16 protein-coding genes and 1 pseudogene are annotated in these 14,652 nt (G+C 58.5%); 5 read left to right on the plus strand and 12 right to left on the minus strand.

The window, feature by feature from the left end:
* Nucleotides 1-7: 7 nt before the first annotated feature.
* Nucleotides 8-1,177: a MexC family multidrug efflux RND transporter periplasmic adaptor subunit gene (locus JFT58_RS23140; RefSeq protein ID WP_103299390.1), complete on the minus strand. Its 1,170-nt coding sequence runs from the start codon at nt 1,175-1,177 to the stop codon at nt 8-10.
* 119 nt (nt 1,178-1,296) lie between these two features.
* Here JFT58_RS23140 and JFT58_RS23145 point away from each other — a divergent pair, with 119 nt between their 5' ends.
* Nucleotides 1,297-1,908, plus strand: coding sequence for a TetR/AcrR family transcriptional regulator (locus JFT58_RS23145; protein WP_054898511.1), 612 nt, complete (start codon nt 1,297-1,299; stop codon nt 1,906-1,908).
* Here the strand turns inward: JFT58_RS23145 and JFT58_RS23150 are convergent.
* Nucleotides 1,895-2,041: a hypothetical protein gene (locus JFT58_RS23150; protein ID WP_169918921.1), complete on the minus strand. Its 147-nt coding sequence runs from the start codon at nt 2,039-2,041 to the stop codon at nt 1,895-1,897. The genes JFT58_RS23145 and JFT58_RS23150 overlap by 14 nt on opposite strands.
* 170 nt (nt 2,042-2,211) lie before the next feature.
* Here JFT58_RS23150 and JFT58_RS23155 point away from each other — a divergent pair, with 170 nt between their 5' ends.
* Both JFT58_RS23155 and JFT58_RS23160 read left to right on the plus strand, forming a co-directional pair.
* Nucleotides 2,212-3,210 (plus strand): AraC family transcriptional regulator, encoded by a 999-nt coding sequence (locus JFT58_RS23155; protein ID WP_229999892.1) that lies wholly within the window; start codon nt 2,212-2,214, stop codon nt 3,208-3,210.
* Between the two features lie 3 nt (nt 3,211-3,213).
* Nucleotides 3,214-4,266: an AraC family transcriptional regulator gene (locus JFT58_RS23160; RefSeq protein ID WP_054898509.1), complete on the plus strand. Its 1,053-nt coding sequence runs from the start codon at nt 3,214-3,216 to the stop codon at nt 4,264-4,266.
* Here JFT58_RS23160 and JFT58_RS30685 read toward each other — a convergent pair.
* Genes JFT58_RS30685 through JFT58_RS23175 form a run of 3 tightly spaced genes read right to left on the minus strand, consistent with a single transcriptional unit; the run spans nt 4,231 to nt 6,468 of the window.
* Nucleotides 4,231-4,404 carry a DUF1810 family protein gene (locus JFT58_RS30685; RefSeq protein WP_140915267.1) on the minus strand — a complete coding sequence of 58 codons (174 nt, stop codon included), beginning with the start codon at nt 4,402-4,404 and terminating at the stop codon, nt 4,231-4,233. The genes JFT58_RS23160 and JFT58_RS30685 overlap by 36 nt on opposite strands.
* A 19-nt stretch (nt 4,405-4,423) precedes the next feature.
* Nucleotides 4,424-5,731, minus strand: coding sequence for a sensor histidine kinase (locus JFT58_RS23170; protein WP_054898508.1), 1,308 nt, complete (start codon nt 5,729-5,731; stop codon nt 4,424-4,426).
* Nucleotides 5,728-6,468, minus strand: a complete 741-nt coding sequence (locus JFT58_RS23175; protein ID WP_054898507.1) for a response regulator — start codon at nt 6,466-6,468, stop codon at nt 5,728-5,730. Before JFT58_RS23175 ends, JFT58_RS23170 begins: the two co-directional genes overlap by 4 nt.
* 304 nt (nt 6,469-6,772) lie before the next feature.
* Between JFT58_RS23175 and JFT58_RS23180 the strand changes: the two genes are divergently transcribed.
* Together JFT58_RS23180 and JFT58_RS23185 are read left to right on the plus strand one after the other, a co-directional pair.
* Nucleotides 6,773-7,033 carry a DUF2790 domain-containing protein gene (locus tag JFT58_RS23180; protein WP_054898506.1) on the plus strand — a complete coding sequence of 87 codons (261 nt, stop codon included), beginning with the start codon at nt 6,773-6,775 and terminating at the stop codon, nt 7,031-7,033.
* Nucleotides 7,034-7,063: 30 nt separating this feature from the next.
* Nucleotides 7,064-8,275 (plus strand): cytochrome c biogenesis protein DipZ, encoded by a 1,212-nt coding sequence (locus tag JFT58_RS23185; RefSeq protein ID WP_054898505.1) that lies wholly within the window; start codon nt 7,064-7,066, stop codon nt 8,273-8,275.
* Nucleotides 8,276-8,374: 99 nt separating this feature from the next.
* On the opposite strand, the gene JFT58_RS23190 is transcribed toward JFT58_RS23185, so the two are convergent.
* The 7 genes and pseudogenes from JFT58_RS23190 to JFT58_RS23215 all read right to left on the minus strand — a co-directional run bounded on the left by JFT58_RS23190 (nt 8,375) and on the right by JFT58_RS23215 (nt 14,582).
* Entirely contained in the window at nt 8,375-9,793 is a 1,419-nt protein-coding gene (locus tag JFT58_RS23190) for an aldehyde dehydrogenase family protein (protein ID WP_054898504.1), read from the minus strand.
* Between the two features lie 100 nt (nt 9,794-9,893).
* Nucleotides 9,894-9,971: pseudogene (locus JFT58_RS30450) on the minus strand (creatininase family protein); the annotation flags it as partial.
* A 12-nt stretch (nt 9,972-9,983) separates the two neighbouring features.
* The gene (locus JFT58_RS23195; protein ID WP_054898503.1) at nt 9,984-10,760 is read right to left on the minus strand and encodes an alpha/beta fold hydrolase; all 777 of its coding nucleotides are present in this window, start codon (nt 10,758-10,760) and stop codon (nt 9,984-9,986) included.
* Nucleotides 10,761-10,785: 25 nt separating this feature from the next.
* Nucleotides 10,786-11,295, minus strand: a complete 510-nt coding sequence (locus JFT58_RS23200; RefSeq protein WP_054898502.1) for a cytochrome P460 family protein — start codon at nt 11,293-11,295, stop codon at nt 10,786-10,788.
* Between the two features lie 24 nt (nt 11,296-11,319).
* Entirely contained in the window at nt 11,320-12,393 is a 1,074-nt protein-coding gene (locus JFT58_RS23205; protein ID WP_054898501.1) for an alpha/beta fold hydrolase, read from the minus strand.
* A gap of 62 nt (nt 12,394-12,455) precedes the next feature.
* Nucleotides 12,456-13,823: an epoxide hydrolase family protein gene (locus JFT58_RS23210; RefSeq protein ID WP_054898500.1), complete on the minus strand. Its 1,368-nt coding sequence runs from the start codon at nt 13,821-13,823 to the stop codon at nt 12,456-12,458.
* A gap of 258 nt (nt 13,824-14,081) precedes the next feature.
* A complete protein-coding gene (locus JFT58_RS23215; RefSeq protein ID WP_054898499.1) occupies nt 14,082-14,582 on the minus strand; it encodes an Lrp/AsnC family transcriptional regulator in 501 nt (166 codons plus the stop codon).
* Nucleotides 14,583-14,652: the final 70 nt, after the last annotated feature.

The following is a 14,652-nucleotide window of genomic DNA, read 5'->3' on the forward strand; positions in this document are numbered from 1 at the left end:
GGCGCCCTTACTGGTGCGACTCAGGCGACTGAGCCTGGGCTTGGGGCTGGGCTTGGGGCTGGGCGGGTACGACCTTGGCACCTGGTTGCAGGCCGCTCAGTCCGCTGACAATCACCTGATCGCCAGCCTTCAGGCCTTCACTGATCTGCCAGCGCGAACCCTGCATGGAACCGGTCGCCACATTGCGCGCTTCGGCGCGGCCGTCGGCGCCGACGACCATGACCTGCGCGCCGCCATCGCTGCCGCGCTGCACCGAGCGCTGGGGCACGAGAATGGCCTGTTTGTCGGTGCCTTGAGGCGTGCGCACGCGCACGAACATGCCCGGCAGCAACACGCCGTCGCTGTTGGCGAACTTGCCGCGTAATGACACCTGCCCGGTGCCGCGATCAACGGCGATATCGGTAAACATCAGTGCGCCCTGACGCTCAAAAGCGGTGCCGTCGACACGAATCGACAACGTCTTACTGTCATCAGCGGAGAGTTTTCCGCCATTGAGCGATTCGCGCAGGCGCAGCGCGTCGGCGGCCGACTGAGTGAAATCGACATAGACCGGATCAAGCTGTTGAATCCGCGCCATCAACGTCGCGTCCCCCTGACCGACCAACGCACCTTCGGTTACCAGTGCACGGCCGACACGCCCGGAAATCGGTGCAGTCACCGAAGCATAACCAAGGTTCAAGCGCGCGCTTTGCAGATCGGCCTGAGCCGAGCGCGTGGCCGCCTGGGCGCTGCGCAGGTCGGCCATGGCACTGTCGAAGTCTTGCTGGCTGACCGCCTCGACCTTCACCAACGGTTCATAGCGCTTGACCCGCGCCTGTGCCTCAAGTGCGACGGCCTGGGTGCGGGCCAATTCACCCTCTGCTCGCGACAAGGCCGCCTTTAGCGGCGCCGGGTCGATCTGGAACAGCAGGTCCCCGGCTTTGACATCCGCGCCCTCTTCAAAACGCTTTTGCATCACGATGCCTGGCACGCGCGCGCGCACCTCGGCGACTCGCATGGGCTCTACCCTGCCCGGCAAATCCGAAGTCAGAGCCAGAGGCTCCGTCTTTACTGCCAGCACCTCTACAGCACGCGCCACTTCGGCCACATCCGTTTGTTCATTCGACGGCCCACACCCGGCCAGCGCAATGGCCGCTGCCAGCGAGCCTGCCATCCCTATCGCACGCAAATTTCCCATCTCTCACCCAAGGCTTGATTGAACTTGGTGCGGATGCTACTTTGCAAACTCTAATGAGTCAACATTGTCTCATATGAGAATATTGTGATCCCTATATAAACATCGCTAAAGGCGTGGTGATGACACCCAATTCCCATGATGAACAAATGCTCAAGTCGCTGACTATGGCGGTTGTCAATCGCCCCCGGGCGACAATGAAAGAGCTGGCGCAACTGGCGGGCATGAGTAAAGCGACCCTGCACCGCTACTGTGGGACACGGGAAAATCTAGGGCAGAGACTGGAGGAGTACGCCGAAAGTACGCTCAATCTGATTATCCGCAGCGCCGGTTTGCAGCACCTGCAGCCCTTGGACGCGCTGCGTCGATTGATCCGCGAGCACTTGGCTCATCGCGAATTGCTTGCCTTTCTTATGGCGCAATACCGCCCAGACTTCCTCGACTTCGAACGGGGTGACACACGCTGGCAGTTTTACCTGGCGGCGCTAGACGAGTTCTTCCTCAGAGGTCAGCAAAGAGGACTGTTTCGCATCGACATTACCGCAGCGATTTTTACCGAGCTGTTCATCACCCTGGTCTACGGCTTGGTGGATGCCGAACAGCGCGGGCGTGCAGCCAACGCCGAGTCGGCCCGAACGCTGGAGCAAATGTTCCTGCACGGAGCACTTTCTAGTGGCGAGTTCCGCGAGCACGCCTCTGTGCAGGAGCACGCTTCAGTCCTCAGAAATGCGTGAAGGCATCGCTGATGCTGGCAACCGGCGGGTGATTGGCATGATGAACAACATTGTGGTCAGCGGGCCGTGGCTGAACATACAGCGCACCCGAAATCAGCGCGACCACCAGCAAAGCGAACAGAAACCGACGCATCGTATACCTCCATCGTCCAGCCTTGGGCCGAACGCAGGTCTTTTGTTATTGGTCGTTCGAGTGTGGTCTCGGGACAAGGGTGAAAGCTTTGCATATCGCGCCAGAGATTTTGCATATCGTGCCAATACTTCTCAGGCCAAAGGCAGTATTTCATTCGAGAGGCTCAGATGATGTCCACAGTGCGTGGTGTTGCTTTGCTTGGTTTCAAGGCGTTTGCTACCAGTCAGGGGATTGATCCGGTTTCGGCGCTGGCGGAGGTAGACCTGCCCGAAGATCCGCTGAACGCTCAAATATCCGGCGCTCAATTCAATGCGTTGGTCCAGTTATGTGCGTTACGGTCGAGCAATCCCTTGTTCGGCTTACAGTTAGGCTTGCACCAAGGCACGCAAAGTCTAGGCACTCTGCTGTACGCCATGCGTAACGCGGCCAATGTGGGCGAATCGCTGAATCTGCTGACACGCTATTTCCATATACACAGTGACGGCGCACTAGTGCGCCTTGAACGCCGAGGCGGCAGTGCCCTTCTTGTGTACGAAGTCATTGACGGTACGTTGGCCTCAGTACATCAGACAGTGGAACTGGCGATGGGAGTTGCCGCATGCTTGCTCCGCGAACTGCTAGGGTACGCCTGGAAACCGAGAGCTCTGATGTTGCGCCACAGCGCTCCGGCCAGCCGCATTGCCTATCGCACGCTGCTGGGTGTCCCTCCGCGCTTTGACAGCACCGTCAATGCCTGGGTTTTCGATGAGTCATTACTGGCGAGACCTCTCGGAGCTACAGACGTCAGGTGTCAACTATTAGCCCAGCAACAGATCGACGAGTTAGCGCGCGTAACACTGCAAGAATTACCGTCTTATGTGCAAAAAAGGCTACGCAATGAGCTTGCCAATGGTCCGGTCACGCTTCGCGACATGGCCAAGTACATGATGATCAGCCCGCGCACCTTGCAACGCTATCTTCGGGCACAAAACACGCGATTTCAGGAGCTGCTGGACGAAACGCGCCAGACGATGGCCGCACGCTACCTCTGCGACTCATCGATCAGCCTGACACAGCTGGCAGGTATGTTGGGTTATGCCGACCTGAGCACCTTTTCCCGGGCTTTCACGCGCTGGAATGGCGTCAGTCCGCAGAAGTGGAAGCAGCGCATGAAACAAACTCTTGGGTAAAAAATGGCGTCCAATCCATTCATTCGTGCAATCAGTCTGACAGGGTTCGATCAATTTGCCCGGCGTCAGGGTCTGGACCCGAGCCGTATACTGCGACAGGCCCGTGTGCCTGCGATGTCGCTGCAGCGCCCGGAAGATATCCTCTCCTTCCAACAATATTGCAGCTTGTTGCAAATGTGCCGGCAGCGTTCGAATAACGCATTGTTCGGCCTGGAATTCGGGCTCCACCAAGGTGTCGACGTCTTCGGTGATATGTTTTTCCTGATCCACAACGCTCGAACCATCGGCGATGCATTGCTCGAACTGCGCGCGAATTTCGGGCTGTACAACGGCGCGGCACAGGTTGATTTGGAGATTGTCGAAGGCGTCGCGTTGCTGAGTTATCGAACCGATGAGATGTCGATTGTCGGATTGCCTCAAGCAGAAGAACTGGCGTGTGGTGTCGGTTTAAAACTGATGCTCACGTTGGCCGGGGATCAATGGCAACCTGAGGCGGTAATGCTTCGTCATCCGCCCCTTGCCGATGAGAGGGGCTATCGCCAGGCACTGGGTATTACACCAACGTTCTCAGCAGCACATACTGGTCTGCTATTTGACGCATGCGTGCTGACGCAACCACTGGATCGCTCCAGCGAAGCACTACATCAGATTCTTGCTACACATCTATCAGGTATAGAGCGCTTGTCGACAGACGTGATGCCTGGCTACGTCAGGCAATTGCTGCGTAACTTGTTGCCCAGCGGACGTGCAACGATCGACAAGGTGGCCGATTGCATGGCAGTCACCCCAAGAACCTTGCAGCGCCACTTGGCTCAAGAAAATACGTCTTTTCAGCAGTTGCTAGATGAGACTCGCCAACAACTGGCACGCAATTACCTGCTGGTTCCGACAGTCAGTCTTACACACGTGGCGCATCTGCTGGGTTACGCCGATGTCAGCACTTTTTCGCGGGCGTTTCATCGCTGGTTTGGTATGTCTGCGCTTGAGTGGTGCAGCCAGTCGGGGGTGAGCAGGCAGCCTTTATTGATTACGAGCCGGATGAAAGATCAGCTTTGAGCGGAGCGACCCAGCCCCTGCGTTTGCGGGGAAGACAAACCACGTCCAATGGCTCGTCTTGCGGCCCGCGCGGCTCGTCCATGACCCGACTGAACACCCGGCGCTGCGCCTCGACGAAACGGGACAGATTGAACGAATCCTGCATTATTCGCTCCTCCTACGATGAGCGCGTCGGTAATCTCAGTTCAGCGCACAGTCCGCCGCCTTCGCGGTTTCTCAAGGTCAGGGTGCCGCCGAGGGCTTGTGCCAGTTGCTGGGCGATAGCCAGGCCCAGGCCCGTGCCGCCGGTGCTGCGGTTGCGCGAATTTTCCACGCGGTAAAATGGCTCAATCACACGGGCCAGCTCCTCTTCGGCAATGCCGGGACCACGATCCATCACGGTCACCGAGAGGCTGTCGCCCTCCTTCGGCTCGACCCGCAGTTGCGCTGCACCGGCGAATTTGAGCGCGTTATCCGTGAGGTTTACTAGCACTCGGCGCAGCGCGTGGGGCCGCGTGTGAATCACTGCGTTGCTTTTGCCGCTGAGCTGCACGTCCTTGCCCATGTCCTGGTAGTCGAACACGAGGCTGTCGAGGAATGAATCAAGATCGGTACGGCGGCTTTCCTCGGTGGCGCCATGCACGCTGCGGGCATAGGCAACGCCTTCACGCACCAGATGTTCCATCTCGCCGAGGTCATTCCACAATTTGTCTTTGTCACCGCAGTCGTCCATCAACTCGGCACGCAGCTTCATGCGCGTGATCGGGGTTTGCAGGTCGTGGGAAATCGCCGCCAGCAGTTGCATGCGTTCTTTCAGATAGGCCGCAATGCGCGCCTGCATGGCATTAAAGGCGATGGCAGCGTGTGCAACTTCGGTCGGGCCTTGTTCATCCAGATGCACCGGGTGAGTGTTGGGATCAAGGTTTTCCACGGCCTGGGCCAGGCGGGTCAGCGGGCGTATGGCAATACGCACAGCCAGCCACGTGCATAGAATCATCAAGGCCAACTGGCCCAGCAAAACCACCGGCAGCCACGGCGACAACGGCACCATCGAGGGGCGCACGTCGATGGTCACCGGGCTGCCGTCGGCCAGTTTCAGATGGACCTGGAAATGTTTGATAGGCCCGGGAATGTCTGTCACGGTCATCGGGTAATCCTTGCCGATGGCCTCCTTGATCGAGGTCACTGCAATCGGCGTGTCACGCAGAGCGACGCCTGGCGAGCCTTCGTCGAGCAAATAGCGGTAATTGCGTCGATCCAGTTGTTTCAACCAACTCATGCGTTCCTCGGCGGGCAAGCGGTCAAGGATGGCAATGGACGTCGACACGTCGGTTTCCAGGTTACCGAGCATGGTGTTTTTCGCGGTTTCGTAACGCTCGTAATACTGCACGCCGAAGGACAAGGCCTGCGCCAGGGTCAACCCGACCAGAAAGATCAGCGACAGCCGCGAGATGAGGGTACGAGGCCAATGCAGCGAAGGCTTCATGCCGGTGCTCCAAGCACTTCCACTGGCAGCGAGAAGACATACCCTTCGCTGCGCACGGTTTTGATGTAAGCCGGCTCGCGGGCATCGTCAAGCAGGCGTTGGCGCAGGCGGCTGACCAGCAGATCAATGGAACGGTCGAACAGGTCGGCGTCACGGCCCTGGGTCAGGTTGAGCAACTGGTCGCGATTGAGTACCCGTTGCGGATGGTCGAGGAACACCCGCAGCAGGCGATATTCAGCGCCGCTGAGGGCGACCATGGTGCCGTCGTTATCGAGCAGATGGCGGGCGGAGGTGTCCAGGCGCCAGCGCCCGAACCCCAGCAACCTTCCGGTTTCGGTAACAACCAGGTTGGGCGGCAGCATGCGCGTGCGGCGCAGCACAGCGTTGATGCGCGCCAGCAATTCACGGGCGGCGAACGGCTTGACCAGGTAATCGTCGGCGCCCATTTCCAAGCCGATGATGCGATCGGTTTCGTCGTTGCGGGCGGTCAGCATCAGCACCGGCGTGGCCTTGTGTTTGCCGGCGCGAATGTCGCGGCAGAGCACCAAGCCATCGTCGCCGGGCATCATGATGTCCAGCACGATCAGGTCTACCGGCGTGGCCTCGAGAAACGAGCGCATCTGGCGGCCATCGGCAACCACGGTGGTCCGCAGGCCGTTCTTCTTCAGGTAGTTGCCTACCATCTCTCGAATCTCACGGTCATCGTCCACGATGAGGATGTGATCAACGTGTTCCATGGGCCAAGCCTCTGTCATTGGAAATTGCGGCTCAGTCTATAGAGGCTGAGCCCGTTCGCCCGCGGCGGTTTGTATTGCAGTGTATCTGCTGTGGCGAAGGATACATGCAGAGGCAAAAACAACAATTTCCTAGGTTTTGTATGGCTGTGTATCGGGACGGGGTCCTGATACGAACCGATTTATCCGCGCCTGTTTTTGACACAGACGAGATACCTCGCGGGCTTCTAATGAGCCACATCGAGGCCAACCCTAGCGCCTCGGCTCAACCGAACGACCCAACCCATGAAGCCTTGAGGAAACGACCATGAACACCAATACCCTCTATGCCACTTGCCTGTTTGCCGCCCTGAATATCTGCACCTTCTCGGCCCGCGCCGAAGCCGACGTCACGCCGCAGACCTACACCTACGGCACGCACCTGGACATCCAGAAAGTAGTGGCATTGACACAGGATGCCGGGGCTGCCTGCGGCATTTTCGATGCCCAGCTGACCTACCTGAATTCGCAGGGCAAGACGGAGATCCTGAACTACCGCAAATTTGCCGAATGCCACAGCGATAACTGAGCCCTGCCCACATTTCATCAGGAGACCCTTATGTTCCTCATCGCATTCCTGGGCGGCTTATTGACCGTCCTCAGCCCTTGTATCCTGCCGGTCGTGCCATTTCTGTTCGCCGGTATCGACCGCACACGCTCCTCGATCCTGCTTACCCTTGGTGGCATGGTTCTGACCTTCGCGCTGATTTCCAGCCTGGCCGTGGTCAGCAGTGAATGGGTGATTCAGGCCAACAACGCCGGGCGTCATGTGGCACTGGTGGTGATGGCGCTGTTTGCCTTGTCGCTGATCTCGGCACGAATCAGTGGCTGGCTGGCCAGCCCGTTCGTGTTACTGGGCAATCGCCTCGACCCCCAGACGCGCAAAATGTCCGGGCCGCTGGGTTCACTGATGATCGGCGTCGCCACCGGCCTGCTCTGGGCGCCGTGCGCCGGGCCGATCCTCGGGGTGATCCTTACCGGCGCCATGCTGCAAGGCGCCAATGCGCAAACCAGCCTGCTGCTGGTGGCCTACGGCCTGGGCAGTGCACTGTCGTTGGGTACGCTGATTTTCGCCGGACGCGGTTTAGTCAATCGCCTGAAGGCCTCGATTCCGGTCACTGGTTGGCTGCGGCGCGTCACCGGTTTTGCGGTCCTGGCCGCAGCGCTGATGATTTCTACCGGTGCCGACAAGACGCTGTTGGCCGGGGCGTCGTCCGAAGGCGTCAGCGTGCTGGAAAAAGGCGTGCTGCAAAGCGTCCCCAAAGTCGTCGAATACCTGGTAAGCAAGGCCAAGGCTGAACCCACCCTCGACAACGCCCGAGGCCCGATGCCGTCGCTGTCCGGCGCCGTGGAATGGCTCAATTCGCCCGCACTGACCAGTGAATCGCTCAGAGGCAAAGTGGTGCTCGTCGATTTCTGGACTTACGACTGCATCAATTGCCAGCACACCCTGCCGTACGTGAAGGACTGGGCGCGGAAGTACGAGAAGGATGGCCTGGTGGTAATCGGCGTCCACACCCCGGAATACGGTTTTGAACGCATCATCAGCAATGTCAGGGATGAGGTGAAAAAGCTCGGCATCACTTACCCGGTAGCCATCGATAACAACTACGCGATCTGGCGCAACTTCGATAACCAGTACTGGCCCGCGCATTACCTGATCGACGCCAAAGGGCAAGTGCGTTTCACCCACTTCGGAGAAGGTCGCTACGAGACGCAGGAAAAGATGATTCAGCAACTGCTGCAGGAGGCGAAAGCTCCAGCGGCGTAACCCTTGAAAACCCATGGCCCACAGGCAACGTGCTGTGGGCCATTAGCTTTTTCTCCTGCGGCCTGGGTTGCGCGACCACCCTCTCCCGCCAACCCCAGGCTAATCCGACACGATGCTTTTGGCCTCAAGAAATGCTTCCAGCCCAAAGACTCCAAACTCCCGGCCGACACCGGACTGCTTTACCCCGCCGAACGGCGCCAGCAGCTCTGGCGAAATTCTGTTGATCAACACCGAGCCGGCCTGCAACTGGGTCGCCAGGCGTTGGGCACGCTCCGGTTGCCGGGAAAATACATAAGCCTGCAAACCGTAGAGACTGGCATTGGCAATAGCGATCGCCTGTTCTTGCGAGTCATACGCAATGATCGATAGCACCGGGCCGAAAATCTCCTCTTGCGCGATGTCCATGTCATTGCTGACGTCGGCAAAGACCGTAGGCCTGACGAAATAGCCCTTGTCCAAGCCGGTCGGCCTGCCCTCCCCGCCGATAATCAACGTCGCGCCTTGCGCCTGCCCGCGGCGGATGAAAGCTTGTACGCGGTCGAATTGGGCGCGATTGACCAGCGGCCCGAGAGCAGTGGCCGGATCCTGCGGATCGCCGACGACCATCGCTTCAACCAGGCTTTTCACGCGCTCGATAATGTCCTCGGCGTGCGAGCGTGGCACCAGCAGACGTGTGCCAGCGACACATGCCTGACCGTTGTTCATGAACGCAGCATTCAGAGCCAGGGGAATGGCGATGTCGAGATCGGCGTCATCCAGGATGATAGAGGCCGACTTCCCCGTGAGCGACAGGCTCACTCGCTTCATGGTCTCGATTCCGGCACGTGCAATGAGCTTTCCGGTGGCGGTGGACCCGGTGAATGAAATTTTCGCGATGACTGGGCTGGCGCTGATTTCGTCACCCACATCACTGCCGCGTCCCAACAGAATATTGAAAACCCCGTTGGGCAACTCTGCGCGATGCAGCGCTTGGGCGAGCACGGTGGTTTGCAAGGGGCTCAACTCGCTCGGTTTGATGACCGAGGCACAACCCGCCGCGATGGCCGATGCCAGTTTGCTGCATATCGTCCCGGCGGTGCTGTTCCAGGGGGCAAACAGCGCCGCGACTCCGACCGGCTCCATCACCACGGTAGCGTCACCGACCGAACGACTCAGGTCGAAGTGTTTCAACACCTGCGCCGCATTGGTAAATGACTGTGAAGCGTAGCGACTGACCCATTGCGCACGGGCAAACGGCGCACCGTACTCTTCGATGGCGGTATCGCGAATTTCATTCGTGCTCGCCAGCACGGCAGCCTGCAACTGCTCGAGCATGTCGATACGTTCGGCCTTGGAGGTGCGGCCCATCGCGACTTGAGCATGCGAAGCCGCCGCGATAGCGCGCCTGGCATCTTCACGATCAGCCAGAGTGAGCGTACCGATGACCGCCTCGGTAGCCGGATTGATGCATTGCACCGTTTCATTGCCATGAACAGGAACGAATGCTCCGTCAATGTAACTGTGATTGATCTTCCACATCGTGGCGTACCTGATTGATTGCGGTTGCCCGCGATAAGCACAACGCCCGGTGTGCCCAGGCGTTGGCCGCGTCGAATACCCCCCTCTCTTGCGTTTCAGCGTTGCACAACTTCAAAACGAAACCCGCCGGGCGACGTGCAAAACTCGCCTCGGCGTAGAGCGCTGAAAGCGCCGCTTCGCCCTTGGCGTGTCATTTCGCCGTGGCGGCTTTTTCGATGAGGCGGGCAACCGGTTCCGGGTTCGAAACCATCACCACATGTGAAGCGCCCTTGACCACTTCCACGACTTTGGCAGCGGCGCGCTTGGCCATGAATGCCATGGCTTGCGGGGGAATGTTCTTGTCCTTGTCGCCGTAGATGTACCAGGACGGAATATGCTTCCAGGCAGGGCTGCCGGATGCTTCGTTGAGCGCCGCTTCCGTTACCGGGCGTTGGGTGGCGGCCATCAATGCCGCCTCTTTCGCGGGGACGTCAGCGGCGAACTGGTTGTGAAATTTATCCTGCTGGATGTACAAGTCCTTGCCCCCATCGGCCAACGGTACAGGCGCAGCCAGCGTTGGACCCAGCGTGCTGCCCGGGAATTTGCCGGCCAGCCCGGCGACGGTTTCCCCGGCCTCAGGTGCAAACGCACTGACGTAAACCAGGGCTTTGACGTTTGCATGATCGTTGGCCGCATCACTGATAACGTTGCCGCCATAGGAGTGGCCGACCAACACCACCGGCGAATGAATGCTCGTCAGCAATGCCGAGATTGCCGAACCATCGCTCTTTACACCGCGCAATGGGTTGGCAGCGGCAACCACCGGGTAACCGTCCTTCTCGAGAATCTTCACGACGCCATTCCAACTCGACGCATCGGCAAAGGCGCCATGTACGAGCACAATCGTGGGTTTTTCAGTTTGCGACCAGGCGTGTGTCGCCATGCTCAGGCTGACGGCGACGGCCAGTGCGGTTAATACTTTTTTCATTGTTGACTCCGGGTTTGACGGGAAATCAGGGAGCGAAGCGCGTGAAGACAAAGTCGTGATTACGCACTCGCGCCTGGTGACAGGCGAAGCAGGTTTCGTGTTGGGCTTCATCGGCCGGTTTACCGTTGATAAACCGCCCGAATCCCCAGCCACCGGTTGCTGCATATCTTTTCGAGTCCTTGACCATCACCTGCACGGTGGTGGCCGGCCCCGGGATGGACGCCGGCTCGAATTCCGGAGACTGCACATGTTTCCAGGCCAGCTTTACCAGCACCGTGCCATCAGGGAACGGCAGCGTAGAATCCTGATAAGCCTTGATGGCCAAGTCATTGCCCACCACGGCTCGCAGTTCGTTCAGGGGGGCCGCTTCCTGCGCCGGCGCAATCAGCGGCCATAGGCGGTAGTTTTCAGGCAGTTTCACGCCATAGATCGGCGAGGCGTCGCCCTTACTGGCGTCGCCCGCGGCAACACCGGTAGCCGTCAACGCTGCGATTGCAATGGCAGCCGACATCGCGGCCAGAAATTTCAGCTTCATTCTCGCCATCCTCTCAGCCGGTTTTCAAAGATGATCGGCGTCGATCACCGCCTGGGCGAAGGCTTTCGGCGCTTCCTGCGGCAAGTTGTGGCCTACTCCACCGGTGATCAATCGGTACTCATACTTGCCAGTGAAGCGCTTGGCGTACGCTTCGGCAGGTGGATGCGGTGCGCCGTTCGCATCACCTTCCAGGGTGATGGTGGGCACGCTGATGGATGGAAATGCCGCGAGTTTCTTCTCCAGCGCGTCGTATCTGGCCTCGCCCTTGACCAACCCCAGGCGCCAGCGATAGTTGAAAATCGACACGGCCACGTGATCAGGGTTTTGCAAGGACGCCGCGCTGCGCTCATAAGTGGCGTCGTCGAAATTCCACTGTGGCGACGCCAGCTTCCAGATGAGCTTGGCGAAGTCATGGGTGTTTTTCTCGTAGCCCAGGCGCCCACGCTCGGTCGCGAAGTAGAACTGGTACCACCACTGCAGTTCGGCGGCTGGCGGCAATGGCGCCTTGCCCGCCTCTTGGCTGCCTATCAAATAACCGCTCACAGCGACCAGGGCTTTCACTCTTTCCGGCCACAGTGCGGCAACGATATCTGCAGTGCGGGCGCCCCAGTCAAACCCACCCAGCACCGCCGTCTTGATTTTCAGCGCGTCCATGAAGTCGATCAGGTCGGTCGCCAGCGCAGCAGGTTGACCATTGCGAGCAGTCTTGGCCGAGAGAAAATGCGTATCGCCATAACCACGCGCAGAAGGGATCAACACTCGATATCCCTTGCCCGCCAAAGCAGGAGCGACATCAGCGTATGCGTTGATATCGTAGGGCCAGCCGTGCAACAAAATGACCACAGGACCATCGGCTGGGCCGAGTTCCGCGTAAGAAACGTTCAGCAGCCCCGCTTTCACATGCTTAAGTGCACCGAGAGAGGTGTGAGCTCCCGGGGTGATAGCCCCAATGGTGGACGCGGGTACATCAGCCGCGCTGGCTTGGGAAAAACCGACAGCCACCGCCGCGAATTGCAGCACCGCTGCTGCCAACAGCGATGGGGCAAGACCCCGCAGGCGGCTGGATTTATTTTGATTGTTCAGCAAGGTCATCTCCATGGTATTTCTCCGTAGCGAGCCGCCGAATAGCGGCCAGGTGTGTTGGCTGGGTTGCGTGTGAGCTACTGGGCTGTCTTCGTTGCGCTCAGCTTGGCGCGCAGCGGCCGGAAGGCCTCCCGCAACTCTTCGCTGAACAATTGAGGTTGCTCCCAGGAAGCGAAGTGGCCGCCCTTGTTAACCTCGCTGTAGTAGGAAAGTGATGGGTAAGCGCGTTGCGCCCAGCTTTTAGGCGCCTGATAGATCTCGTGCGGGAAGACCGTGATCGCCACCGGCACCTTGATGCTTGCGGTGTTCTGCGCGGCAGCGCTGAAATTGTTGTTGTTGTTTTCCCAGTAGAAACGCGATGACGATGCGCCTGCGTTCGTCAGCCAGTACAGGCTTATATCGTCCAGCATCTCGTCACGGGTCAATACCCGTTCAGGTTGACCATCACTGTCCGTCCATGCGGCGATTTTTTCGTACATCCACGCCGCGGTTCCGGTAGGCGAATCGGCCAGCAGGTAACCGATAGTCTGCGGGCGCGTAACCATCATCGCGCCGTATGCCGCATTGCGGCCGAAGAAGGTGCTCAAGGAATCAAACGCCTTGCGTTCAGGCTTAGTGAGCCCTTCAGGGGCCGGGTCGCCACTATTGATCGGCTTGACCAATTCGGGCGGGATGGTGGCCGGCATGTTCAAGTGAATGCCCAACAGCCCCGGCGGATTCAGGCGGCCCAATGCATCCGATATGACCGAACCGTGATCTCCGCCTTGGGAAACATAGTGGGTATAACCCAGACGCTTGATGAGCACATCCCAAGCCTTCGCGACCCGATCCGGCCCCCAGCCCAATTCAGTTGGCTTACCGGAAAAACCGTGTCCCGGAATCGATGGAATGATCACGTCGAACGAATCTTCAACCTTACCGCCGTAAGCAACGGGATCCGTCAGAGGGCCGATCGTCTTCAGGAACTCAAACTGTGAGCCAGGCCATCCGTGTGTCAGAAGCAGCGGCATCGCGTTGGGGTTTGGCGAGCGAACATGGATGAATTGAATATCCACGCCGTCGATAGTCGTGATGAATTCAGGCAGCGCATTAAGCTTCGCTTCGGCCTTGCGCCAGTCATAGCCGCTGCCCCAATACTTCACCAGCGCCTGGACCTGGGCCAACTGCACGCCTTGGGAAACGTCATTGACGGTCTCTTTGTCCGGCCAGCGGGTCGCCGCAATGCGCTTTTTCAGATCGGTCAATTGCGCTTCATCGACGTGAATTCGATAAGGTCTAATCGATTCGGGACTGGTCGAGGCCGAGCTGGCAACTGACGCATCGGCGGCCGGGCCAGCAGCCCAGGCACCACCGCTGCCGGCTATCAGGGCCAATCCCAAAGCGCCCATTCTCACGGAAGAAGCCAGACAATGGCGCCAGGTGAAACCGAACGTAGCTGCAGGCATTTTGAATTTCCTATAAGTCATTGGTCGACAACGTCGCGAAACGCGCAGAGATAGCCGCGAGTTAAATGAGTCATCCATTGGAGAAGGTTTGCGCCTTCTCGATGGGTTCATTTAAAGCCCCGTAGGTATCCCGTATGTGTCATCAACCGACTTAAAGGAATCGCTGTGTATCTATCCAAAGCGCAGATACAAAACGATACAAATGCACCAATCGCTGTTAAAGACAGGGTTCCACTTCGCGATCTAACCCCTGCCCATTCACGCCTTGATCGATTTGGGTATCGCGATACGGCTACTGGTCTTAATTTCGCGTAAAGCCAGACTGGACTGGATGGACGCAATACCCACCTGACGCCTGAGCACCTGTTCGATAAAGTCACTGTAGCTATCAAGGTCCTCTGCCAACACTTGCAGCACGTAATCGGCATCCCCGGTGATCTTGTGACAGGACAAGACTTCAGGCAGTTGAGCAATCACCGCCTCAAAATCATCGGGAGCGTGGTCGGCGTGGGTGGAAAAACGGATGTGCACGAACGCCATGATATCCAGCCCCAGCATTCGTCGATCAAGGTTCGCCTGATAGCCTTTAATCACACCCGCCTCCTCCATTCTCTTACGCCGCCTCCAACAAGGTGTCAGGCTTAACGACAAGCGCTCACTGAGTTCAGAGTTGGAAATACCCGCATCCTCCTGCAGCAACGCGAGAATCGCCAGGTCGGTGTCGTCGAGACTGATGCGTTTGGATGTTTTTTTCTGCATTACGTCATTCCTGAGTAAAAACGCCCGAATAATCCAGTAAACCACGAAAACAAAGCAAAGAAAGCGCGTC

Source organism: Pseudomonas sp. MF6767 (assembly GCF_016405475.1).
Lineage (GTDB): Bacteria > Pseudomonadota > Gammaproteobacteria > Pseudomonadales > Pseudomonadaceae > Aquipseudomonas > Aquipseudomonas paracarnis.